We start from the raw sequence: 25,133 nt of genomic DNA, 5'->3' as shown, positions 1-25,133 counted from the left end.
TCCATGTAACTCTTTCCACAGGGAAGAGGACTGCCATGACCGACATGCTGAAGACGACCCCGGATTTCTCCATCGACGCCGCAGCCGCGGATCTCAAAGAGCACTATGGGCTGTCCGGTGTGTTGTCGCCGCTTGCCAGCGAGCGCGACCAGAATTTCAAGGTGGAGACGGCTGCCGGGTCCTTCATCTTGAAGATCGTCAATGCGGCCGAGCCGGAAATCGAGAGCGATTTTCAAACCGCGCTGCTTTCGCATATCGAAACCCATGCCGGCGATCTTCCGGTGCCGCGTATCCGTCCAACGCTTGCGGGCAAGAGCCTTGCCCGCACGACGAGCCCCGATGGCGTCGGCCATCGCATTCGGCTCGTCAGTTGGGTCGACGGCCAGCCCCTCGCCGAAACCGGCCGCAGCGATGCCGCGCTCGAAGGCCTCGGGCGTCTGCTCGGCCGGTTCAATGTCGCGTTGAAGGGCTTCATGCACCCCGGCGCGCTGCGTGAAATGGATTGGGATATCCGCCGGGCGGGTCTTTCCGTCGAGCGGCTGCACCATATCTCCGCCCCCGAGGATCGCGCCCTGCTGGAGCGCTTCCTCGCGCGGTTCTCGGCCCGCGAACAGCGCCTCGCAGGGCTTCGTGCTGTCGTCATCCACAACGACGCCAACGATTGGAATGTGCTGGTCGATGCCGCCGATCACGATCGCATCTCCGGCCTGATCGATTTTGGCGATGCGCTCTACACTCCGCTGATCGCGGAAGTTGCCATCGCTGCGGCCTATGCCGGTCTCGACCATGACGACCCCATCGGCGCGGCGGCCGCCATTGCCCGTGGCTTCCACGAGGCGTATCCGCTGCTCGAAGAAGAGCTCGATCTTCTCTATGACCTGATTGCCATCCGCCTGGTCATCTCGGTGACGATCTCCGCGTCACGCCGCAGTCACACGCAAGACAACCCCTATCTCGCGATCAGCGAACGCCCCGCCTGGACGTTGTTGCGGAAGCTCGACCAGATGAACCCGCGGTTCGCAACCGCCATCCTGCGCAAGGCCTGCGGCTTCGAGGCGACGTCCGGCGCGCGCGCTGTCACGGACTGGATTGCCGCGAACCGCAAATCCTTCGCGCCGCTGCTTGTCCGTCCGGCCGCATCCTATCCCGCAGCGCTCGTGCCCTACGGCGATCCGGCGCATCCGATGACCGTCAAGTCGGCCGCAGCGCAGCCGGACGAGGCGCAGGCCGTCTGGGAGGCCCATTGCCGCGAAAACGGCATTGAACTGGGTATCGGGCCCTTCGGCGAGGAGCGCACCGTCTATACGGGACAAATGTTCGTCTCGCGTTTCATCGAGAAGACGCGCCGCACCTGCCATCTTGGCCTCGACCTCTTCATGGCCGCGGGCACGGAGGTCTACACGCCGCTTCCCGCGACCGTCGTCAGCGTCGAGATCGAACCGGACCCGCTGGGCTATGGCTGCCTGATCGCGCTGCGTCACGAGCCCGAAGGCTGTGTCCCCTTCATCAGCCTCTGGGGCCATCTCGCCCATGAGGCGACGAACCGCCTGAAAGCGGGCGACCGCTTGGAAGCCGGTGCTCTGGTCGGCGAAATGGGCGCGCCCCGGGAAAACGGCGGCTGGGCGCCGCATCTGCATCTTCAGCTTTGCACCGATACGAGCCTGAGCGCGGCAGAAATTCTCGGTGTGGGGGAGATGCGCTATCTCGATGTCTGGACCGAGATTTTCCCCGATGCCAGCACCTTCGCCGGTATCGCCGGGGATTTTTACGAACGACATGGCCGCTCACACGCAGAAATCGTCGAGATGCGGCGTGAGCTGTTGTTGCCGAACCTGTCGATCTCCTACGACCGGCCGATCAAGTTCGTGCGCGGTGAGGGCGTCTGGCTGGTCGATGACGGCGGGCGCGCGTATCTCGATTGCTTCAACAACGTCTGCCACATCGGCCACGCCCATCCGGTCGTGGTGGAGGCGATGTCAAAGCAGGCCGCCACACTGAACACCAATACGCGCTACCTGCACGACAACATTGTTGCCTATGCGGAGCGCTTGACGGCGACCCTGCCGAACGACCTCACGGTTGCCGGCTTCGTCAACAGCGGCTCGGAGGCCAACAGCCTGGCACTCAGGCTGATGCGGGCGCATACCGGGCGCGAAAACGCAATCGTGCTCGACTGGTCGTATCACGGCACCACGCAGGAGCTGGTAGACATCAGCCCCTACAAGTTTCGCCGCAAGGGCGGCCTTGGCCAGAAGCCGCATGTCCATGTCGCCGCCGTCCCGGACAGCTACCGCGCTCCGGCGGACTGGTTCGGGGAAGAGCACGGCAGGCGTTTCGCCGAAAGTGTCGCCGACCAGATCGCCGCCATGCAGGCAAAGGGCGAGGCGCCCGGGTTCTTCATTGCCGAATCCATCCCGAGCGTCGCCGGGCAGGTCTTCCTGCCGGAAGGGTACCTGAAAGAGGTCTATCGGCTCGTGCGCGAGGCTGGCGGTATCTGTATTGCGGACGAGGTGCAGGTCGGCTTCGGCCGCGTCGGCAGCCATTGGTGGGCCTTTGAAACGCAAGGTGTCGTGCCGGATATCGTGACCATGGGCAAGCCGATCGGCGATGGCCATCCAATGGCGGCCATGGTGACGACCCGCGAGATCGCCGAGAGCTTCAACAACGGCATGGAATATTTCAACACCTTCGGTGGTAATCCGGTGTCTTCCGCTGTCGGTCTTGCCGTTCTTGATGTCATCGAGAGTGAAAACCTGCGCGGCAACGCGCTGACCATCGGCAATTACCTGATGGATGCTTTCCGCGACATGCAAACGCGCCACGCGGTGATTGGCGACGTGCGCGGCCTTGGTCTCTTCCTCGGCATCGAGCTGGTGACCGACCGCAAGAGCAAGGCACCGGCGACGGAGTTCGCCCGCGCCGTCTCCAACGGCGCCCGCCGCCGCGGCGTGCTTCTGGGAACGGAGGGGCCGCATGACAACGTGCTCAAGATGCGCCCGCCGATGATCTTTTCGAAACGTGACGCCGACCATTTGATTGCCGTGCTCGAGGACACCTTCACTGACGTCGAAAAGACGCTGAGCTAAGGCCAATCGCAACAACGACCAAGAGCATTTCAGTCGGGGAACTTGTTTCCCGACCGGGAGGGCGTGCGCCAAAAACTACTGAGGAGGAGACCCGAATGAAACTGAGAAACCTGATCATGGCCGCCACGATGCTTGCGACCGGTACCGCCGCCGAAGCCGGCACATTCGACACCGTCAGCGAGCGTGGCAAACTGCGTTGCGGGGTAAGCCAGGGCGTGCTCGGCTTCTCCGCGCCTGACGAGAACGGAGTATGGAGCGGTTTCGACATCGACTTCTGTCGCGCGGTCGCCGCCGCGACGCTCGGCGACCCGGACAAGGTTGCCTATGTGCCATTGTCCACGAAAGACCGCTTCACGGCGCTGCAATCGGGGGAGGTGGACCTTCTCTCGCGCCAGACGACCTGGACGCGCTCGCGCGACACCGATCTCGGCATCAGCTTTGCGGGCATCAGCTACTATGATGGCCAGGCCTTCATGATCGGCAAGGATGTCGGGGTGACGAGCGTCAAGGAAATCTCGGGCGCATCCGTCTGCACGGAGACCGGCACCACAACCGAACAGAACATGGCCGACTACTTCAGCGCCAACAATATCGAGTACCAGGTCATCGCCTTCGAGAAACCGGACCAGACGGTGCAAGCCTTCGCCACAGGCCGCTGTGATGTCTATTCCAGCGACGCCTCCGCGCTCTATGCCCAGCGTCTGTCGCTCAACGACCCGGACCGCTTCATCGTGTTGCCCGAGATCATCTCCAAGGAACCGCTCGGTCCGGCCGTGCGTCAGGGGGATGAACTGTGGTTCAAGATCGTGCGCTGGACGCTCTTTGCGCTGATCGAGGGCGAGGAAATGGGCATCACCAGGGAGAATGCAGCGTCTCTCGTCGAAAGCGGGACCGCCGCCCAGAAGCGTTTCCTGGGTGTCGAAAGCGGCGCGGACAAGTCCGTGGGGCTCGATCCCGAATGGACCTACCGGGTGATCTCCGCCGTCGGCAATTACGGCGAAATCTTCGAACGTCACCTCGGCAAGGACAGCCCTTTGCAGATTGATCGCGGTCTCAACCGGGTGTGGACCGACGGCGGCCTGATGTACGCACCGCCGGCTCGATGAAGTTCCGGCGCCGTGGAGCTCGCTCCACGGCGTTGGTGCCCAGCCGCTTCGACACCGCCGCGACCGGATAGCCGCGCCCGGTGATTTGCGCCATCGCAGCCTGCTTGCGATCTGGCCAATCCCGTTTGTGTGGATTGCGGATCGGTCGCCATCCTCAGATCGTCGATCTGAAGGTGGCGGCCGCATCGGCTTCGCCGCCGTGCCGAACAATCGGCTTTTTCCAAGACAAAAATGGCCGGTCTTCGGTACAAACGCGTTGCGTCTCGTCGCCAGCAGAGGCCTGCTGCTACCTGCGGCCCGAGACGGTCTTCAGTGGGCGGTCCATGAAACCTACGCGATTGAGACGCTTTTTGTCCGACGTCTCTGCATGAGTGTTCATGGGTCAGGCTGCTTTCCAGTGGCTGGCCCTGCGTAGCAGCCCCAGGCAGCCGTTACATGGCGATCTCTATTTTTTCATAGAAAAATTCAGTTTTCCGAAAATGGCAGCTCGATTGATTTGGCTGAATTTGAAATTTATTCAATAAAAATTTTCAAAATTTATGTTGTGATATGGAAGTTTTGTCAATTTAACGAGAGGTTTGTTTCGATTTGTATTTTTCTCTCAGCGCGTCGCGCCAATTTACATTTTTTGTTTGAGTTTTCCGGCTGAGGGATGTGCACTTTCATGTCGGCACAGTGGCGGGTTTGCTGTATGCTTGGATTCGTTTTCAGTCCTCCATTTTGAGCGGTTCAACTCAAGCCCCGACCGAGTAAAGCCAGACCGCATCCTGTTTCCGGGAGTTCAACAATGAGAATATGTGGCTGCGATTGCACCCGTCCGGTGTTCTCCTCCGATACGCCAACCGCGTGCAAGTGCTGCGCGCCGGAGACCCTTGCTGCCTACGCGCGCATCAACGCCGATATCTCGAGGCGTGAGATGCTAGGGGGCACGATGGCGACCCTCGGCATGTTCGCCGGCTTCGGCCTCGCGCCGGGGTACGCCCAAGGCGGAGCATCGGGCAGGGCCTTGCTCCTGGAAAACCTGCGCCTCTTCGATGGCGAAAGCCTGCGCCTGAGGGATGACGTCCAAATCCTGATCGAAGGTGACAGGATCTCCGCATTGGTGCCGCGAGGCGACGAGGTCCAGAATGTGGAACGCATCGATTGTGGCAACCGGGCGGTCATTCCGGGCCTCATCGACGCCCATTGGCACAGCACGCTGGCGGCTGTCAGCCAGTTGACGGCGCTGACGGCCGATATCGGCTATGTTCATCTTCTCGCGGCACGCGAGGCCGGCGCCACCCTGCGGCGAGGGTTCACCACCATCCGGGACGTCGGTGGGCCTGCCTTCGCGCTCAAGCGGGCCATTGACGAGGCCGTTGTCGAAGGTCCTAGGATCTTCCCCTCCGGCGCAATGCTTTCTCAGACTTCGGGACACGGCGACTTCAGACAGTTGAACGAGTTGCCGTCCGCACCGGGCACACTCAGCTACGCCGAAAAGATGGGGGTCTCCGCGATCGCGGATGGCGCCGACATGGTTCTTCTGCGCGCCCGCGAGCAGCTCATGAAAGGCGCCAGTCAACTCAAGGTCATGGCCGGTGGCGGTGTTGCGTCTCCCTATGACCCTTTGGACGCAGTGCAATACACCGAACGAGAACTCAGGGCCGCAGTCGAGGCGGCGAGCGACTGGGGGACCTATGTCTGCGCCCATGTCTATACCTCGGAAGGAATAAAGCGTTCCGTGCGTGCGGGCATCAAGAGCATCGAGCACGGTCAGCTCGCGGACGAGGAAACCGTGAAAATCATGGCCGATACGGGCGTCTGGTGGAGCCTTCAGCCGTTCCTGGCCGATGAGGACAGCAACAAGTATCCGGATGTCGCCAGACAGGATGCCCAGAAGCGCGTCGCGGAAGGAACCGTGAAGGCCTACGAGTGGGGAGAGCGCTACAAGGTCGACATCGCCTTCGGCACCGACATCCTGATGAACCCGGCGGGGACGGTGACCCAGGGCCGGCAGCTTGCAAAGATCACACGCTTCATGTCGCCGCTCGAGGCGTTGCGCATGGCCACCGGCAGAAATGGCGAACTGCTGGCACTGTCCGGCGCGCGTGCCCCTTATCCAGCGCCGCTGGGTGTCATCGCGCCGGGCGCCATGGCCGACCTGCTGGTCGTTGACGGCGACCCGGAAACGGACCTGGCGTTCCTCGGCGATCCCGAAAACAGCCTGCGTCTCATTCTCAAGGGCGGCCAGGTCGTGAAACAGACGCTCTGAGACACACATCCCTTGCTTCGCCCCCACTTTAGGCAGAATGACATGAAACCTCTCTTTTACCCGATTGCTCTCGCATTGGTTCTGGCCATCTTCTTCCCGGGGCCTTCACAGGCCTCGCCAGCCTTCCCGGTCGACGACGTCTGGCGGCTGGTGGAGCTGGATGGCAAGGCCGCCAATGCAGGAGAGGGAATTTCGCTGATGATCGGCGATGACGGCACCGCGTCCGGTCATGCCGGATGCAACCGTTTCACTTCGCGGGCCATTCTGGAAGGTTCAACGCTCTCCTTCGAGACCGTCGCGATGACGCGCATGATGTGTGCCGAGCCGCAAATGCAGCAGGAGCGGCGCTTCCAGGAGACGCTGGCGGAGGTCGCCCGATGGGACATGGCCGGCAGGGCGCTCATCTTTTTAGACCGGGAGGGCAACGAAAGACTTCGGTTCGAACCGCTTCTGACCGAGATCCGTTTCGAGCTTGCCCTGCCGGCCGGCACGCAGGTCGAGACCGCGACGATAAACTACAACTGCGAAGACCGGCAGCTTCAGGTCGATTACATCAACGCGGGCCCGGTGTCGCTGGCAATCCTGAACATGGCGGACGAGACCGTCGTTGCGGCCGCCGTGGTGTCAGCGTCCGGCGCGCGTTACGCAGGCGGCGAATATGTCTGGTGGACGAGGGGCGCGCGCGAAGCCTCGCTCGCACTGGCCCGCGACGGTGATGATACCCCCGAGTGGCACTGCCGCGCCGAATAGGCTGCAATCGATGCGATATCCCGCCTCCACCAGCCCGGGTCCGAGGACCAGCGTCGTGATGCCGGCATAGACAAGAAGCGGGTGACGTCCACGATGGTGGCCGCAGCCGGTCCGGAGAAAACGGCCGTATCTTGCCGCGCAGGCATAAACGCCACAGGGAAAACGGCTCCGATCAAGGTGGCGCTCACGCCCTGGTCCGCAAGGGCAGGGCGGGGCACCTCAACCTTCACATTCACCGACGTGTATGATACGTGTCCGGGGGCTAGGTAACTTGGTGTCGGCCCACTATCAAGTTTCTGTTTTCCCATCCATTTGTGATCCTGCCGGTGAAATTCATGACCAGACTTTCCTGGAGCTTGTTGTTTGCTGTTGCCGTGGTTTTGGGGGGGGGCGGCGCAAGTGGAGCCGATGAACTTCACGCCCGTGGAGAGAGTGAGCCGGAAAGCGCGCCCAAGGCTGTTTTTCAGGTCACCCCTTATGCCTGGGCATCCGGGCTCGCGGGAGACGTATCGCCCTTCCGCCGGGTTCCGACCGTGCGTGTCGAAAAGGCGTTCGCCGACATTTTCGAGCAGCTCGAGGTTGCGGGCTTCGTCAACCTTTACGGGCGGTACGGACGCTGGGTCCTGTCAGCGGACGTGATGTATGTGAACCTTACCGATAGCGAGACGTTCGGACCGCTTCCTTATATCGGCGCGACCGACGCCAGGTTCAACACGGCGCAGTTCTCGGCCACGCTCGCGGGCGGGTACCGCGCTGTTGACACCGGTCGTTTTACCTTCGATGTCCTGGGCGGTTTCCGGCACTGGCACCTCTGGAATAAACTCGAGGTCAGCGCCGCCGGAAGACAGTTTACCGTCAAGAGCGACTACGGCTGGACCGACCCTCTGGTCGGCGCAAGGGCACACGTTCATCTTACCGACGCCTTCTCGGTTCTGGCCCAAGGGGACATCGGCGGGTTTGGAGTTGGGGCGGACAGTACCTGGCAACTTCTTGTGACGGCCAATTACAAGATGAGCGAGAGACTGGCCCTTTCCGTTGGCTACAAGGCGCTGTCCGTCGACTACGATGCGGACGGGCACGTCTTTCAGTCCACGTTGTCAGGACCCGTCGCCGGTCTCACTCTGAGGTTCTGAGCGCGGTATTGTGCACTCCGCCAGCGCCGGCCTCGCGGCATTGCCGGTCCCTCACGATGTGGAAGGCCGATCTTACCGATAGGCGTCCTTTTCCCAGTCGACGCGGGCTTCCACCATCAGAAGCAGCGCACCGGCAAGGAAGCATGTCGCCCCGACAAGAAGGTTCAGGTTGGAGAGTTCCGGGATCCAGGCGGGCTCCCTGACGGCCGGAACATAGGCCAGTGTCGATGCGATCATGAAGGCGAAGCATCCGCTCAGGTTGATGGCCGCAATGCACCAGTCGAGGTCTCGCGGCCGGAAAGAAATATGAGCGTGGCCCGCTTCGATATAGGCAAGATACCCCGAGACGAGAAAACAGACAGAGCCGATCATGCCGGGGACCCAGATCATGAAGTCCTGCGCAAGCTGACCTGTGGGCGGACGTATCGCGTCGAAAGTGTTGAAATTGAACGCGATCGTGCCGATGAGCTGCGCGAGCGTGCACCACCAGCCCGGACTCGCGGGCTGCCAGCCGATCCAGCGGATTCCCTCTGTTTGCTCGACCGGAACGCCAATGCCGGCAAAGGCGGGCGTGTTGGCCGCCTGGAAATGCTGCAGGTAGCCGGCGAGGGTGAACGGGATGGACCCTGCGAAGAAGATGCAGTTGATTTGAAGACCCGAAAGGCTGGAAGGGACCAGCGACAGCAGGGATCCCAGCATGAAGAGCGACGCCCCGACAGCAAAGGTCAGCCCCATCCAACAGTTGTAGGAGGGACGATGCCAGAAGGGCCTCGTCTCATGCCCGGGCAGGCGAACGAGGCCCTTGCGGTGCTGGCGGGCCCGCCAGATGAATTTGCCGCCGTGCAGGCGGAATGACCGGCGGGTCACAAAGGGCCAGGCACCGCGCTGGTGAATCTCGACCGTCCCTCCATTGGTGGGCGAGGTGGCTTCCATATTCTCTCACACCTGCTTGCGGGGCGGAACGTCTGCAACCGGTCTGTGCCAGCTAGTGGTGGAACCCGGAAAAATCGTCGCTGCCGAGCGGAGTGCTCGGTTGATGCACGCCGAGATGGTCGATTGCCGCCTGCATGTCCTGGATGAGCTGCGCGCACAAGTCGAGGCTGACGCCGTTGCGGACCAGGATGCGCTGTACCGCCTGGCCCTGTTGGTTTGCCGGAAGGGTATAGGCGGGAACCTGCCATCCGCGCACGCGAAGCCTGTCGGCGAGATCGAAGAGTGAAAAGCCCGGATCGGTGTTATCCTTGAGCTTCCAGGAAACCGCAGGGATACCTCTGGCCGGATCTCCGTCGAAAACGATGTCGAACAGGCCGAGCCTGGAGATCTCTTCCGCCAGGTAACGGGCGCTCTTGTAGCAGGCACCGTGCACCTTTGCATAACCTTCGCGCCCGAGCCTCAGGAAGTTGTAATACTGGCAGACGATCTGTCCCCCCGGCCGTGAGAAGTTAAGAGCGATGTCCCGCATGTTTCCGCCGAGGTAGTTGACCCAGAAGACCATTTCCTCCGGCAGGTCCTTCTCCTCACGCCACATCACCCATCCAACGCCAAGCGGAGCCAGTCCAAACTTGTGTCCGGACGCATTGATCGAACGTACCCGCGGCAAGGTGAAGTCCCATTCCAGGGAGGGCGCACAGAACGGAGCCAGGAACCCGCCGCTGGCCCCGTCGACGTGAATGGGGATATCGAGACCGGTTTCCGCCTCAAGCCGGTCGAGCGCATCGCTCACCGCCTTCACGGGTTCGAATTCACCGGTGAAGGTGACACCGAGCGTCGGAACGACTCCGATCGTGTTCTCGTCGCAGTACTTCAGCGCCTCTTCCGGGGTCATCAGCAAGCGCCCGTCTTCCATCGGAATTTCACGATGTTCGATGTCCCAGTAACGGGTGAACTTGTGCCAGCAGATCTGGACAGGTCCGGTCACGAGATTCGGCCGGTCTACGGTTTTTCCCGCTGCCCGCCTGCGCGCCTCCCAGCGGCGTTTCATCGCCAATCCACCAAGCATCGCGGCTTCGCTCGAGCCGGTCGTCGAGCATCCCGTTGCCGTACCTTGGGGGGCATGCCAGAGATCGGCCAGCATCCGGACGCAGCGTTGCTCGATCTCCGCCGTCTGGGGATACTCGTCCTTGTCGACCATGTTCTTGTCGATGCAATCATCCATCAACTGATGGACTTCGGGTTCTTCCCAAGTCTGGCAGAAGGTTGCCAGATTCTGTCTGGCGTTTCCGTCCAGCATCAGTTCGTCGCGCACCGCCGCATAGACATGGCGCGGATCGCGTTCGTCCGTGGGAAACTCGGACTTCGGCAGAACGTGGCCGGCATCGCGCGCACCGTAGACCTCGTCAAAGATCTCTTGCCGTTTCTTGCTCATGAATTACTCCGGGGTCTTGAAATCCAACAAATATCAATGGGCGAATGGGACCAGTTTCTTGGTTGCATCAGTCTGCTCTCCGCCGAGCGCGGTCATCGGCAGGACCCGCATGTCCGTTTCGGAGGAGAGCGCTCCAAGATCGAAACGCACGTAGTTGAGGCTGCCATGGGGCCTGAGATGGAACTGCTTCCGGTCCAGGTCCGAGAGGTTGGTCCAGCAGGTGAATTCCGTGGCGTAGGCTGCCGGGGTGGCCTCGGCGAGGCCCGCCACCTCGAGATGGCCGCCCCCTTCTTCGGGGTAATCGATCGTCACTCCGCGTGGACGGTCGAAATTGTTCATGATGTGAGCAAGGGTCAGCACCGCGTCGTCGGGCGTATCGGCCTTCTCGGCGTATTGCGCATAGAAGGCGGCGCGCACGAACCGCCCGACCGAGGTGTTGGAGGCCGGCAGGCCCGTGGTCGCAATTCCCGAATCCGGTTGAACGGCATGGTAGTCGCCGAAGCGGGCACTCGATTTGTCCACATTCGTCAGGAATGTGTAGTTGTTCAGGTTGGTAATGTGCCAGGGAAACTCGGGCCCGTTCGTCATCACGCCGACTGGGTTGTCATGGAGCGACATGCAGCCGAGGTTGAATTCGATCACGAGCGAAGCTCCGCTCGCATCGTGCACCACGTAGTGAAATGGCGACTCGACGCCGCCCAGCAGCGCCAGCGGCTCCAGAAGCACGGGCTGCTGTTCAAGCAGCTGTCGAACTTCCGCGACACTGGAGCACTGGCTCAGCGCCCAGGTCCCGAGATCGGACGCGGACAGCACGGCAGTGGTGGTCTCGACCGCCAGCTTTCGGCCCCCTGCGGACGGGTAGGACAAAAGGCTGAATGTCAGGCCCTGATCGTTCATGCCTTCAAGGCATTTGAAATCCTGAGACGTCAACGGCTTGTCCGGGGAGGGCATCCGTCCGGGCATGCATACCCCGATCACGCTGTATTTGCCGGAATAGACAAGGTCGGGGTGCCCATCGATTTGCGACGTGTAATCGAGAGCCCTGGGGAAGAAGGCCACCTGATAAGGAAGATCCATCGTCAGTTCCAGGGTCCTGCCGAGATAGGCCTTGCCTGCGGCATCGCGGTAAATGAGAGATGTACACATGCTGCTGCTTTCAGTGGTTGGCGAGAATTTCGGTTGGAAAGGGGGACCTTCGGGCCGAGGCGACAGGGTCCGATTCGTTTCGTTGGTGCAGTGTCCGGCCCCATTTCATTGCGAGGCAAGGCCGGGAGCGGCGGATGAGGTCATTGCCCCGAGCGAAAACGCCAGCGATGCGGCGGCGACAAGTGCAGCGGCATGTGCATCCGCCTGCGCCTGACGGGCTTCGAGCAGCCCGGTATCGGCTATTGTCACATCCGTGATCGTGCCAAGACCGTTCCGGTAGGCGTCGAAGGCGGCGTCGTAGGTCAGGTTCGCCGCTGCTTTCAGCTCGGATGCGGCCGAATAGGCCTCTAGAGCCGAGCGCAGATTATCGGAGGCAATCACGATTTCGCGTGTGGCCGTCTGCCGTGTCTGTTCAAGTCCGGCGCGGGCCGCTGCCGTCTGCGATTGTGCCCGTTTCCGACTGGAGCTGCGTATACCCCCATCATAGATCGGAATGCTGATGCCTACGAATACTCCGGTCGAGCTGGACATGGCGCCGATATCAGGCAGATTGTCGACCTGAAATCCGGACTGGTTGGATGCGGCGACACCGCTCAGATAAACCTTCGGCAGGAAGGCTGCATCGGCCGCCCGTTCATTGGCCTTGCTGGCCTTGACGGCGGCATAGCTGGCGAGAACGTCCGGCCGTCTCGCCAGGGCGGTCTCGATGATCCGGTCCGTCGGCATGGCAGAGGCTGCCGGCAGACGCTGGTTCGCGACGGAAACGATGCGGATTTGCGATCTCGGAGAAACGCCGACGGCACCGATCAGCTCCTGGTAGGCGTCGAGGCGGGCATCTTCGGTCTGGACTCGCCGCAGCTTGGCTTGCGCCGCCAGTTGTTTGGCCTGGGCCACTTCAATTTTGGTCCCGGTGCCGTTTCGCATTCTCGCGTCCGCCGCTGACTTGACTTCGCGGCTGTTGCGCAAGGCCTGCTCGGCGAGCCTGACGCTGGTTACGGCAAGATCATAGCGATAATAGGCCTGGGTTACGGCGTAGATAAGCGCCTGGTGGGTCCCGTTGAACCCGACATTCGCGGCAAGGGCATTCTGCTTGGCCGCCTCCCGCCAGGCCTGGCGCTCGCCGAAATCGAACACGAGCCATTGCAGGGCGAGATTGGCCTGGGCTCCGCTAACCGTGGTCGTCAGATTTCGCGTGCGTCCTTCCAGATCGGGAAGCGGCGTTACGACTTCGCTCCAGCCTCCGATGATGTTTCCGGTTAGCACAGGCAGAAACGAAGCCTCGACCATGCCGACCGCCAGTGCGGCCTGGCGCGCATGCTCCCAGGCAATGCGCGTCGACGGATTGCTCTTTTGTGCCAGATCGATCAGTTGCGCGAGGTTGTAGGTCGCATTGACACGCACATCCGTGCCCTTGCCGAGAGCCTCCGGGTTTCTCGCGACGGAAAAGTCCGAAGCCCCGGCGGGCGCATCGGCGGGGTGCCAGGCCTGGTCGGGTGCTCGTGGCGCGTCGCGGTAGGAGTCCGCCACGCAGCCGGAGAGAACGACTGCGAGGAACATGCCTCGGCTCCAGACAGGCAGGCGCTTGGCGCTGGACCGGAATATTCGTCGCATAAAGCTCACCGTGTGGTCAGGAACGTGGCAGGCACACATCACGCGCTGCCCCGATATGTTGTTACCAGATCATGGCGGGGCGTGTTCGAACCGGTTGGCAGAAGACCTGGCCTGGCCTGAATTGCGGCCAGCGAGGTGCGTGCCCGGTCGGGCGAGATCGCGCCGCATGCCAGCGCTGTTGCGAGGATGCGCAACTCTTCGATGGCGTCGCGGAGACGGTTCCGATCCAGTCCGCGGGGCCGCAGACGCGCGGTCTCGAAAACAGAGGTCTCGATAAGCCGGTCCGCATCAGCGAGAACGGAATGGACCTCCGCAACGGCTTCGATGCACGCGGACCGCGACCTCCTTTCGGTCGCCAGTCCGAGCAGGACACCCGCCCTGGAGACCTTCTCCCCGGCAGTCTGAAGTGCACTTTTCGGCCAGAAGCGGGTGAAGATCAAGAAGACCACCAGGTTCCCGACCAGGATGCCGATGATCCTGTCACCTGCCTGTGAAAACTCGAAACTCGGTCCGAAATCGTTGAGCACCGTCAGCAGGAAGGCGAGTGCAACCTGGACTCCGGCGTAGTTGATCCGCTCACTGCCGGAAGAGATCCACGCACCTGCGAGAACACCAAGAAAGACCAGCGCCATCAGGCCTCCGATCGACGTAATGTAAGGCATGACGAACAGCAGCGACGCCACCCCGAGCGCGGCTCCGGCAAGACATCCGCCGATCCTCAGCAGCAACTTGTGCACGGTTTCGCCGACGCTGCCGAGAGACGCGACGTAACAAGTGATCATCGCCGTGTGGATGCCGTCCCAATGAATGCCTGTGTAGAGCAGGTAAGACAGCAGCGCTGCCGCCGACGTTTTCAGGGCAAACCGGAAATGTTCGGGATTGGTCAGCGCGTCAGCACGAACCACCTCGGGCGGCGAGAAGCCGGGTTGAGCGCCCCCATCCGGGGCAGCCAGTCTGGCCATGGTCTCTGTGAGCGGACCGTCAACCGGCAGCTCTGTGCCGCAGGCATCGGCGGGCTGCGCGAGTTCGCCCGTTTCAGCCTGGTCCGCCAACCGGTACAACGCGGCCGCATGTTCAGGACACGTTTCCGTGCCGGCCGCGTTTGCGTGACGGGACGCGTAGAGCAGCACCTGGTAGCTGGTGGCGACCGCGCCGGTCAGCCAGAGCGTCTCGGAACGCGGAGCCAGTCGCAATACCCGGGCCAGCATCATCTGCATCAGCAGTGCCTGATTGCCTTCGGCCAGAAGATCCTGGAGCGCTTCGGCATGGCTGCCGCCTTGAAGAACGCCGGCAGCACGGCGCAACCTCTCCACGATCTTTTCGCGAACGAGGCGTTGCGGTGCGGGGCCGGCGAGCAAGCTGAACAGGAACATCACGGCCATCGGCACGAAAACCATCTTCCAGGCCAACAGCAGCCCCTGGTCTGCTATCCCGCCGGAGGGAACATCGCTGACCAGCGTCAGGATGAAAGCAATGATGAGACCGATGATGGCCGCCTGTTCGCCAAGCATCGTGGCGGAGCTGAGATAGAGAAACACGAAGGAGGCGCCGAACATGAACGTCAGGCGCAGTGCCGGGGCGTCCGCGGTCGCCGAAATCAGGGGCACAATTCCCGCAACCACCAGAGATGCGAGAAGAACGAGTCCGACCGCCATGACGCAATTGTTGAGCGCGTCGCGCTTCATCAGGAAAATCACGAGATAGAGACTGATTGCCGCTTCCGGGACACGAAAGGTCATTGAAACAGCCGCGGCCAGAGAACAGACAAGCGCCACCTGCCAGGCAAGCTGGAACCGGCCGGGGAAGGGCATCAATTCCTCAACGACCTGGCGCCAGATGACTTTTGCGTTCCGCTCAGCAGGACGTGTCATGATGAATGACCGTGTTGGCGGAGGCGCCCACCCGCATCAGCTCTGCCGGCGGGTCGATCAGCCGGATCCGGACGGGAAAGCGTTGCTGTATGCGCACCCAGTCCAGCGACTTGGGCACGATCGGCAAGGAGATCGGAAGCTCGATGAGTTCCTTCGATGCGACACCCCAGCCGATCCCCTCCACGACGCCCCTGATCTCCCTCTTTCGGTCGGACAGGGCATAGACCGTCGCGCAATTTCCCACCGATATGTCAGGGAGGCTGGTTTCCAGATAGGCCGCCGAGGCAAACCAGGTGTCTGTCCGGATGAGTGTGAAGACGCGCTGTCCAGGCAGGACATGTTCTCCCGACGAGATCGTCAGTCCGGCAATACGACCGTTGTGAGGGGCACGCAGCACCGTGTTGGACAGTTCGTGTTCGGCAATTGCCAGGGCTGCCCGACGCGCGGCTACCAGCGATTCCGCGCCGGCTTCCGTACGGACCAGCGCCTGAGCCGCCTCAAGCTGCTTGAGCGCCTCGTTGAGACTGACCCGCGCATCTTTCTGCGCCGTTCGGGCAGTGTCCACCTGCTGGGCGGAGACATACCCCTTCTCCTCCATGGGAGAAAGCCGGTTCAGGGTTTGGGTGGCCAGTTCCAGGTTGGTCTCGGCCCGTTCCACCTGGTCTTCGGCGATTGCGACGTTCAGAAGTTGGGCCTGAATGTTCTGTGACTGATCGGCCTGGGCCGCGAGCGCGATATCGAGATCCGCGCGTGTCTGGTCGACCGTGAGCGCATAGGTCGTCCCGTCGATCTCGAAAAGGACGTCGCCCTTGCGCACCAAGGCGCTGTCGTTCACCGCGATGCGTGAAATGCGGCCTGCGGTCGATGGCGCAATGTGAACCACATCCGCGTTGAGGATGGCGTCGTCGGAGATGGAGACCTGCGAGGAAGACCAGTAGCCGAAATAGACCGCCGATGCCGCCCCGGCAATCAGGCCGACGCTGACGACGGTTCCGAGCGCTTTCGCTTTTCTGTTGGTCATCAGGTTGCTTTCTCCATGCTCAGATCACCAATGTGTCGATGAGCGCGGAAAGACCGGCTACGAGGCAGAGATAAAGGGCGCCACGCCAGCGGAGGATGTCCTCAAGTCCGACGGTCACAAACAGGATCCGCGCGATGACCGTCAGACCGACCGCCGCCCCGAAGGAAAGCAGCCAGGACGGGAAATAGCTTCCGAACATCGGAACGCTCGGAGCCGCTGCGGCGGCCGAGGTGGCGGACAGTGCTGGAAGAAACAGGCCGGATACGGCGGCACACGCGCGTGATCGCGTTGCGGTCCAGGGCATTCCCTTCCTTTCGCTTGCTTGTTTCGGGATTGCTTTGGCCGTGCCGAAGCCTAGCTATCGCCGAAGTACTTGATGCGCAGCTCGTCGATCAACCCGTCTTCCTGGGCGCCGATCACCTCAATGGTCATCTGCCGTCTCAGAGGGCTTCCGTGCGGAAGTCCGAAGCCGTATTTCTCCGGCTGGAAGATCGGCCCGACCACCTTGAGCTCTCGCTGCGGATTCCGGTGAACGTAGTATTCAAGTACCGGCGCATCGCCGATGATCGCTTCCACCCAGCCCCTGTTGAGTGCATCGACGGAACCCTGGATGTTTCTGGTGGAAATCGATGTGATGATCGAATCCTGCGCGAACTCCTCGGCACTGCTGCCCTGGGCGACGGCGACGGTCTTGCCCTGCAGGTCGGACACGTTGTGGACGGTTCCCGTCAGCGAGAGGCTGGTCATCACGCTGGTGACCGAGGACGTGACATAGGCCATGACCGCAATGCCGCAGACAAGCCAGAGGCCCTGCCAGATACGGCCGATCCAGCCGAACAGGTTCTTGCGCTTGGGGGCCTTGCCCGAGGTGACGACGGACATGACCGAATAGAAGCTTTCGGCCACACCTTCCGTCCAGCTGTTTGAGAATTCCTTGTCGAACCTTCGATCGAAAAGGGTCATGCCGACAGTCGAAATGACAATAATCAATGCCAGCCAGCCGTAGGCTTTCAAAAACCCCGCATCATTCAATCCTTCGATAACCCCGCTCAATCCGACATGAGGTGTCTCGCTGACCATGATCCGCAAACCTGCATCGAACCAGGGCTGCGTGAAATCGAACCGGGCGGCGCGTCTTTCGGAAATGGTCAGATTGGAGACGGCAAGGTCCACCTCCTCGGAGGAGACGGCCTCGATCAGTTGCTTCACCGTATCGAAGGGCTTGTAGTCATAATCAACGCCGATTTCGCCGGCGATGAATTCCCAGAGATCGACCGCCATGCCGGTGACTTCGTCACCTTCGACCATGACAAAAGGCGGACTTTCGTGGATACCAACGACAATTCGCGGGTTTTCCTGAGCAGTCTCTTGCGCAGTTTCTTGCGCTCCCACCACTGACGAAAAACCGAGGACGACGAGAATTGCGGCGAGGAAACGCAGCATGACGCTCACCTTGAACTGGGAGACACGAGACAAAGAAGAATTGATGGAGAGGGGCATGAACGGACAGCGCGAAAATTGTGGCAAAACGGAAATCAACCGGTAGCGGAGTTCAAAAGCTGCACAACTTTTGCACGGAGTTCAGACATTCGGATTTAACCTCAGTTTGAAGGTCGCGTGCATTTGGGCCACCTGTCTGTTTCGGTCCGTGTGCGGCCAGCGCTCTCGGGACATGGAGAACTTTTCCATCATCGAGAAAAGGAAACCAGAAGGATGCCTCTTTTGATGATGGGTGTCGGTTCGATCATAACCGTCTGATTGGCGCTGTCTATCAACACGGGACATTTGCAAAGATCAGCCGCCGGCACACCGCTCTTTCCCGTTTCAAAGTTGTCAGGACCTGGTTCCCCCTAAATCCTTATTTCTTCGTGTCGATCTACTGGCGCATCAACGGCGCGAAAATCCTCAACTTCAACTTTCTGATTTTTGGGCTGGCTATCTGTGAAAGAGAGAGTCGGAGGGTAAGATAAAACAGCGGCCATAGCAAATCTACTAGCAGTGCGTTCGCGTTCGACTTAATTCGGATTTATTTTTTTCAATTAACATCAGAAAAAACAACAGGGATAATAGTAGTCATTGCCACGTTGGTGACGAGGGGCGAGTTGAAGGCCTTGTAAAATCGATCTCCGCGACCCGCGTTCTTGCGATTGATCGGATTGCAGAGGTCCGGGAAGAGGGGGCGATACGCGAGAGCCTTGATCGGTTCGACGTCGTCTGGAGATGCAGGGCGGATCAGCTCAGCCGGAACGGGGTCAAAGGGCACCGCGTCCGTGGACTGGGATTGGACTTGAGGTCGCGGACATGGTGCCGACGGATTTTAAATCCGAATTCGCTTGCAATATCAATTTCTTGGAAGGGTTGGCTGGGGAACCTGGATTCGAACCAGGACTAACAGAGTCAGAGTCTGCGGGTCTACCGTTAACCTATTCCCCAAAACCATGAGCGACAGGCGCCCGGGGCGCGTCGCTGTTCGTAGGCGGCGTTTTATGAATCTCGGCGGGCGCTGTCAAGGGTGGATCTTGTTCTGGTGTGTCTGTGCAGGACAACCTCGTCCGGCAAAGCGCTCCTGCCGCGTCTGGGCGAAACCGCAAGGGCTGCTGCCCGCAATGCATTGCGGGGCGCGCAAAGGATGGTAAACTGACGGCAACGAGAGACCGGACCGGGTCAGCGGCGTTCCGCGGCCCGGCAAGTCGAGGCGGCCCTGAACCGCCGGCAAGGACGAACAGTGAGCGAATCGGGAAAGATTGGGCCAGGCTCCGACCGGCCCCATCCCGACGCGGAAACGGACTCCGAAGCGCGCGCCGCAGGGCACCGCCGGGCGTTCGGCAGGAAGCGAAAGCGGCGTGGCAAAAAGGGCCATGTCGTCCAAGGTTCCGCGGAGGGACTTTCGACAGGCGCGCCGGCGACAGGCGCGCCGGACCGACCGGTTATGTCGGGTCCGGAAATGCCTGTATCCAACGGCACGGGTCAGTCCCCGCCGGCGCAAGCCGTTCGGGAGGAGCTGAGCGATGCGCACGGCCGGGGGCAGGGGCCGACGAAAAAGCGACGCGGAAAACGGCGGCGGCGGCCCAACCGCGCCGAACGCCGGGCGGAAAAGCCATCATTGCCCGATTCCTGCGACAGCCGGTCTTCGTCCTCCGGACAGACCGTTTCATCGCGCGATTCGAACGGCGTTCGGTTTGAGGGGCCGGCTGTTTTCGAGCAGAAGCATGGCGCGAGAGCTCATCGCAATGGTGCGGCGCGCGGTGCCGGTTCGTCCGGGAGCGGGCCTGATCCGTCCCGGCCGCCCTCCCGGATGCAGGACGTTCAGCCCGACCGGTCGCAACGCCCCGCGCGTGGCGGGCGGCGATCGGGCGGACCGCCCGTTCTGGATCCGGCGATCGCGCAGCGGCTTTATGCGGCGCTCGATCTCGGCACGAACAATTGCCGCCTGCTTGTCGCGCGGCCCGAGGTTCGCGGTTTTCGCGTGGTTGACGCCTTCTCCAAGATCGTTCGTCTGGGCGAGGGGCTTGGCCATCACAATCGCCTGAGCGAGCCGGCGATGGACCGGGCGATCGAGGCGCTTGGCTGCTGTCGCGACAAGATGCGCGACCGGGGCGTGGAGCGGGTTCGGCTGATTGCCACGGAGGCCTGTCGCGCGGCGGAAAACGGACCGCTCTTCATCGAGCGGGTTTTCCAGGAAACCGGTCTTGCCCTTGAGATCGCGACCCGGGAGACCGAAGCGCGCCTTGCGGTTGCCGGTTGCGCCTCGCTGGTCGATCCGGATGCCAATGGCGTGGTGCTCTTCGACATCGGCGGCGGCTCGTCGGAAATCGTCTGGCTCGACCTGCGCAACCGCTGCGGTGCGCGGGGCGTCGCGCTGACGCGGTTCATCCGCGACTGGACCTCCCTGCCGGTCGGCGTCGTCAATCTTGCCGAGCGCCACGGCGGTCGCCATGTTTCCGCCGACACGTTCGAGGCCATGGTGCAGGATGCGCGCCAGCATCTGGAAGCGTTTTCGCTCGGCCGGGAGCTGACGGAGGCGATCTGCGACGGAAAGGTCCACATGCTCGGCACATCCGGCACCGTGACGACGCTCGCCGGAGTGCACTTCGGACTGAAGCGCTACGACCGTCGTCGGGTCGACGGGGCGTGGATGGATTCCGACGACGTCACGGCAATGATTGAGCGTTTGCGCGCGATGCCCTATGAGGAGCGCGTGGGCAATCCCTGTATCGGCGCGGACCGCGCGGATCTGGTGCTTGCCGGCTGCGCGATCCTGGAAGCGATCCGCAGGCGTTGGCCGTGTCAGAGGCTGCGTGTGGCCGACCGGGGCCTGCGCGAAGGCATATTGATGGAACTCATGTCCGCCGACCGGGTCTGGCGGCGCAAGGACCCGCCGAAACATCGCGGACGGGGAAGGAAGCACAAATGAGCGGATCGGGCCGCGGCCGCGGCGATCGCGGCATGTTCGAACGGGTGAAGACCGCCAAGCGGCGCACCAATTCGTCGGCGCGCTGGCTGCAGCGGCAGCTGAACGATCCCTATGTCCGGGCGGCGAAGATCGACGGCTATCGCTCGCGCGCCGCCTACAAGATTCTCGAGATCGACGACCGACATCACATCCTCAAGACCGGTCAGCGGATCGTCGATCTTGGCGCTGCGCCCGGCGGCTGGTGCCAGGTGGCGGCGGCCAAGACCGGGTCGACCGACCAGGATCCGCGGATCGTCGGGATCGATTATCTGGAAGTGGAGCCCCTGCCGGGCGTCACGCTGCTGCTCAAGGATTTTCTGGACGACGACGCGCCGGAGGCCCTGCGCGCCGCCCTTGGCGGGCATGCCCCCAACCTGGTGATGTCCGACATGGCGGCGCCGACAACTGGGCACCGGCAGACGGACCACTTGCGCACAACCCATCTGTTCGAGGTCGCAGAGGAATTCGCGCGGGAGAATCTGGCGCCTGGCGGGGCCTTCCTGTCGAAGGTGTTTCGCGGCGGCGCGGAAAACGAAGCGCTCGTCCGGCTCAAGCGGGACTACCAGTCGGTGCATCACATCAAACCGCCTGCGAGTCGCAAGGAAAGCCCGGAACTCTATGTTCTGGCGAAAGGGTTTCGCGGCAGCGGCGACTGAATGGGCGAGGGCGAGGCAAAATGCCCGCGTCCATCCGGGAGTGAGGGCGTTATGTCGCTTTCCTTCCTGTCACGCCCGTGTTAATGACCCGCGCCAACTTCTCTTATTCGTGACGCTTCGTCCCCGGCGAGTTTTTTGCTTCCGGCGGCCAGGCGGTATTTCCTGAAAGGGGATTGGCACATGGCTGAATTCTACCAGTCGCTTCATGGCGCGGAAGCGCTGACCTTTGACGATGTGCTCCTGATGCCGGGTCACTCCGAAGTGCTTCCGGCAGAGACCGATCTCCGGACTCGCGTGACACGGAACATCGAACTCAACTTCCCCCTGCTTTCCAGCGCCATGGACACGGTGACCGAGGGGCGTCTCGCCATCGCGATGGCGCAGGCCGGCGGCATTGGCGTTGTTCACCGCAATCTCACCATCGACCAGCAGGCCGAAGAGGTTCGCAAGGTCAAGAAGTTCGAATCCGGAATGGTCGTCAATCCGTTGGTGATCGGTCCGGACGCGACTCTCCAGGACGCGCTGGACCTGATGGAGCGCTTTCGCATCTCCGGCATTCCGGTGGTGGAAAACGGCGGATCTGGCGGACAGCATGTCGGCCGCCTCGTCGGCATCCTGACAAACCGCGATGTTCGCTTCGCCTCCGATCCCAGCCAGCGCGTCTATGAATTGATGACCCGCGAGGGTCTGGTGAGCGTGCGAGACACGGTGAGCCAGGCCGAAGCAAAGCGTTTGCTGCACAAGCACCGCATCGAAAAGCTCCTGGTGGTCGACGACGCGCAGAATTGCGTCGGCCTGATTACCGTCAAGGACATGGAAAAGGCCCAGCTCAACCCCAATGCGTCCAAGGACGACCAGGGCCGGCTGCGGGTCGCCGCTGCGACAAGTGTCGGGCCCGAAGGCTTCGACCGCGCGGAACGCCTTGTCGATGCGGGGGTCGATCTGCTCGTCGTCGATACCGCGCACGGGCACTCCGAGCGCGTGCTGGAGATGGTGCGACGCTGCAAGACGCTGTCGAATTCCGTGCAGGTGTTGGCCGGCAATGTCGCGACCCGCGATGGCACGCTGGCGCTGATCGATGCTGGTGCCGATGCCGTCAAGGTCGGTATCGGGCCGGGATCGATCTGCACCACCCGCATTGTCGCCGGCGTCGGCGTTCCGCAGCTCACGGCGATCATGGAAGCCTGTGAAGCGGCGGCAAAGGCGGATGTGCCGATCATTGCCGATGGCGGGATCAAGTATTCCGGCGATCTTGCCAAGGCGCTGGCGGGCGGTGCATCGGCGGCGATGATCGGATCGCTTTTTGCCGGGACAGACGAAAGCCCGGGCGAGGTCTACCTCTATCAGGGGCGCTCCTACAAGGCGTATCGCGGGATGGGGTCGGTCGGCGCGATGGCGCGCGGTTCGGCCGACCGCTACTTCCAGGCCGAGGTGCGGGACGCGCTGAAGCTCGTTCCGGAAGGGATCGAAGGACAGGTGCCTTACAAGGGACCGCTCGAAAGCGTGCTGCATCAGCTCGCGGGCGGCCTGCGGGCCGCGATGGGCTATGTTGGTGCAGGCACGCTTCCCGAGTTTCGGGAAAAGGCCCGTTTCGTCCGTATTTCGGGTGCCGCATTGCGCGAAAGCCATGCCCACGACGTGACAATCACCCGGGAAAGCCCGAATTATCCTTCCAGCGTCTGACGCGGACATGAAAAACTCCGGGACGGTGTCCCGGAGTTTTTGATCACAAAGAAGCGGAGAGTGTCCGTTCCCACCGCCATCTTGCCGTTGGAACAGGTGCCGGTGCGGTCCGTCCTCAGCTGCCGGCGTCCGGATCGTTGGACTTGGTGTTGCGTCCCTTGCGCTTCACCTGCGACATCTCCAGAAGGCGATGGGCGCAGGCGACAAGGAGTTCGGGAGACTCGCCGCGCATATCCTCTGCGGCATATTCGAAATATGCCTTCCAAGCCCTGATTTCCTTGCTTGGATCAACTGTTCCGTCGGTTCTATCGGTCATCGCTTCCACCTCCAATTTACAACAGAGAACGCGATGCAACGTTATGGAAGCGTTATTCCTTTAGGGTGCAAAGACACGTGACAGTTGAGCGAAAGTTGTAAAATGATAGTATTTACGAGGTATTCCTACTTTGGGTTGTTGAGCTGACCTCTATTCGCGCTGATATTATTTTTGACTGCCGTGGGTCAGGCCATGGCAGAGGCGTTGGCAAGCAGGACCGGATCGGCTAAAGCAGCAACGATTGCAGATCGCGCTCAGGGGCGCGGCAGGCTTGCAACGAGAACGAGAATGGCGGCGTCGCCGTCAAATGTCCAACGGACACGGCAACAGGCCCGAAGCGTGCTTCGGTGTTGCCGACGAGAACACGGATTTCGGGGAGAGGGCATGAAGGACGGGGGCCGGCTGGCTGCGGCAATCGAGATCCTGGGCGATGTCGACACCCATCGACGGCCTGTGCAGGACGCGTTGAAAGACTGGGGGCGCCAGCATCGCTTCGCCGGGTCCGGCGACCGCCTGGTGATCGCCAATCTTGTGTTCGATGCCCTGCGCAAGCGTCTGTCGCTCGCGCATGTCATGCGCTCCTCGGAGCCGCGCGCGCTGGTGCTGGCGACCTATGCCCGCAGTTGGGGGTATGGCGCGGAGGAGCTGGCGAAGGTGCTGGATACCGATCGTTTTGCACCGGCGGCACTCGATCCGGAGGAAATCGCGCTTCTGGAAAGTCCGCTGGGTGCGGATGCGCCAGACCATGTGCGCGCCGACGTCCCGCTCTGGCTGTGGCCGCATTTCGAGGAAGCCTTTGCAGGTGATGCCGTAGAGGAAGGCGCGGCGCTTGCCGCCCGCGCGCCCATCGACATGCGCGTCAACCTGTTGAAGGGGACTCGCGAGCGGCTGCACAAGCGCCTGTCGCATCTCGGTGTGCAGGACACGCCGATTTCGCCGGTCGGCCTGCGCCTGGCCCCGCCGCAGGGCAAGGAACGGGTTCCGCATGTCCAGGCGGAGGAGGGGTTCCGCAAGGGCTGGTTCGAGTTGCAGGACGAGGCAAGCCAGATCGCGGCCCTCCTGGCCGCCTCCGTCGATCCGGCGCAGGTGCTCGACTATTGCGCCGGGGGCGGCGGAAAGACGCTGGCACTCGCCGGTGCGCTGGAAAACCGGGGGCAGATCTATGCCCATGACGTCAGCAAGTTGCGGCTTGCCCCGATCTTCGAGCGGCTGCAGCGCGCCGGCGCCCGCAATGTCCAGACCCGCGATCCGGAAAGCGGACGGCTCGACGACCTGGAAGAGCGGATGGACCTTGTCTTCCTCGATGTGCCGTGTTCGGGCACAGGGGTCTGGCGTCGCCGGCCGGATTCCAAGTGGCGGATCACGGCGAATGCGCTGTCGGGCCGCATGCGCGAGCAGCGCGAAGTGCTGGCCGAGGCGAGCCGCTATGTGCGTCCCGGCGGGTATCTGACCTATGCGACCTGTTCTCTGCTTCCGTGCGAGAACCAGACGCAGGTTCGCGCTTTCCTTGCCGAAAATCCCGGCTTTCAGGCTGAACCGCTGTTGCCGCGCTGGGAACAGGTCTTCGGGGCGGATGCCCGGAAGCCGCGCTTCACGGAAGACGGATTTGCGACCCTGAGCCCGGCCCGTACCCACACGGACGGCTTCTTCGTCGCGCTGCTGAAACGCGAGGGCTGAGAGCGCCC

17 protein-coding genes and 1 tRNA gene are annotated in these 25,133 nt (G+C 62.1%); 9 read left to right on the top strand and 9 right to left on the bottom strand.

The window, feature by feature from the left end:
* Positions 1-35: 35 nt before the first annotated feature.
* The 5 genes from G572_RS0103145 (at position 36) to G572_RS0103125 (ending at position 8,326) form a co-directional block, all read left to right on the top strand.
* The gene (locus G572_RS0103145) at positions 36-3,086 is read left to right on the top strand and encodes an aminotransferase class III-fold pyridoxal phosphate-dependent enzyme (protein WP_029057251.1); all 3,051 of its coding nucleotides are present in this window, start codon (positions 36-38) and stop codon (positions 3,084-3,086) included.
* Between the two features lie 95 nt (positions 3,087-3,181).
* On the top strand, positions 3,182-4,192 hold the full coding sequence (locus G572_RS0103140; protein ID WP_037545175.1) for an amino acid ABC transporter substrate-binding protein: 1,011 nt from the start codon (positions 3,182-3,184) through the stop codon (positions 4,190-4,192).
* A 931-nt stretch (positions 4,193-5,123) separates the two neighbouring features.
* Positions 5,124-6,443: a metal-dependent hydrolase family protein gene (locus G572_RS0103135; RefSeq protein WP_245566142.1), complete on the top strand. Its 1,320-nt coding sequence runs from the start codon at positions 5,124-5,126 to the stop codon at positions 6,441-6,443.
* Positions 6,444-6,485: 42 nt separating this feature from the next.
* On the top strand, positions 6,486-7,193 hold the full coding sequence (locus G572_RS22210; protein ID WP_051241508.1) for an META domain-containing protein: 708 nt from the start codon (positions 6,486-6,488) through the stop codon (positions 7,191-7,193).
* Positions 7,194-7,528: 335 nt separating this feature from the next.
* Positions 7,529-8,326: a hypothetical protein gene (locus G572_RS0103125; RefSeq protein WP_084649894.1), complete on the top strand. Its 798-nt coding sequence runs from the start codon at positions 7,529-7,531 to the stop codon at positions 8,324-8,326.
* Positions 8,327-8,398: 72 nt separating this feature from the next.
* Here G572_RS0103125 and G572_RS0103120 read toward each other — a convergent pair whose 3' ends face one another.
* From G572_RS0103120 to G572_RS0103075, 9 genes are all read right to left on the bottom strand, one after another.
* The gene (locus tag G572_RS0103120; RefSeq protein WP_029057247.1) at positions 8,399-9,259 is read right to left on the bottom strand and encodes a hypothetical protein; all 861 of its coding nucleotides are present in this window, start codon (positions 9,257-9,259) and stop codon (positions 8,399-8,401) included.
* Positions 9,260-9,311: 52 nt separating this feature from the next.
* Positions 9,312-10,691 (bottom strand): glutamate decarboxylase, encoded by a 1,380-nt coding sequence (gene gad, locus G572_RS0103115; RefSeq protein WP_029057246.1) that lies wholly within the window; start codon positions 10,689-10,691, stop codon positions 9,312-9,314.
* Between the two features lie 33 nt (positions 10,692-10,724).
* Positions 10,725-11,837 (bottom strand): linear amide C-N hydrolase, encoded by a 1,113-nt coding sequence (locus G572_RS0103110; protein ID WP_029057245.1) that lies wholly within the window; start codon positions 11,835-11,837, stop codon positions 10,725-10,727.
* A gap of 105 nt (positions 11,838-11,942) precedes the next feature.
* The gene (locus G572_RS0103105) at positions 11,943-13,487 is read right to left on the bottom strand and encodes a TolC family protein (protein ID WP_245566141.1); all 1,545 of its coding nucleotides are present in this window, start codon (positions 13,485-13,487) and stop codon (positions 11,943-11,945) included.
* A complete protein-coding gene (locus G572_RS22205) occupies positions 13,487-15,004 on the bottom strand; it encodes an FUSC family protein (RefSeq protein ID WP_169391278.1) in 1,518 nt (505 codons plus the stop codon). Before G572_RS22205 ends, G572_RS0103105 begins: the two co-directional genes overlap by 1 nt.
* A 298-nt stretch (positions 15,005-15,302) precedes the next feature.
* Positions 15,303-16,340 (bottom strand): multidrug transporter subunit MdtN, encoded by a 1,038-nt coding sequence (mdtN, locus tag G572_RS0103095; protein WP_029057243.1) that lies wholly within the window; start codon positions 16,338-16,340, stop codon positions 15,303-15,305.
* Between the two features lie 19 nt (positions 16,341-16,359).
* Entirely contained in the window at positions 16,360-16,644 is a 285-nt protein-coding gene (locus G572_RS25820; RefSeq protein WP_084649844.1) for a YtcA family lipoprotein, read from the bottom strand.
* A 50-nt stretch (positions 16,645-16,694) separates the two neighbouring features.
* Complete coding sequence (locus G572_RS0103085) at positions 16,695-17,783, bottom strand: transporter substrate-binding domain-containing protein (RefSeq protein ID WP_084649843.1); 1,089 nt, start codon at positions 17,781-17,783, stop codon at positions 16,695-16,697.
* Positions 17,784-18,699: 916 nt separating this feature from the next.
* A tRNA-Gln gene (locus G572_RS0103075) sits at positions 18,700-18,773 on the bottom strand.
* A gap of 862 nt (positions 18,774-19,635) precedes the next feature.
* On the opposite strand from G572_RS0103075, the gene G572_RS22195 reads away from it, so the two are divergent.
* The 4 genes from G572_RS22195 (at position 19,636) to G572_RS0103050 (ending at position 25,125) form a co-directional block, all read left to right on the top strand.
* Positions 19,636-20,754 (top strand): Ppx/GppA phosphatase family protein, encoded by a 1,119-nt coding sequence (locus tag G572_RS22195; RefSeq protein ID WP_425423411.1) that lies wholly within the window; start codon positions 19,636-19,638, stop codon positions 20,752-20,754.
* The gene (locus G572_RS0103065; protein WP_029057241.1) at positions 20,751-21,449 is read left to right on the top strand and encodes an RlmE family RNA methyltransferase; all 699 of its coding nucleotides are present in this window, start codon (positions 20,751-20,753) and stop codon (positions 21,447-21,449) included. The genes G572_RS22195 and G572_RS0103065 overlap by 4 nt, the downstream gene beginning before the upstream one ends.
* 180 nt (positions 21,450-21,629) lie before the next feature.
* Positions 21,630-23,132: an IMP dehydrogenase gene (gene guaB, locus G572_RS0103060; RefSeq protein WP_029057240.1), complete on the top strand. Its 1,503-nt coding sequence runs from the start codon at positions 21,630-21,632 to the stop codon at positions 23,130-23,132.
* 700 nt (positions 23,133-23,832) lie between these two features.
* Positions 23,833-25,125 (top strand): RsmB/NOP family class I SAM-dependent RNA methyltransferase, encoded by a 1,293-nt coding sequence (locus G572_RS0103050; protein ID WP_029057238.1) that lies wholly within the window; start codon positions 23,833-23,835, stop codon positions 25,123-25,125.
* Positions 25,126-25,133: the final 8 nt, after the last annotated feature.

The sequence above is a fragment of the Stappia stellulata DSM 5886 genome (genome assembly GCF_000423705.1).
GTDB lineage: Bacteria > Pseudomonadota > Alphaproteobacteria > Rhizobiales > Stappiaceae > Stappia > Stappia stellulata.
This window is presented reverse-complemented; position numbering and strand designations above follow the sequence as displayed.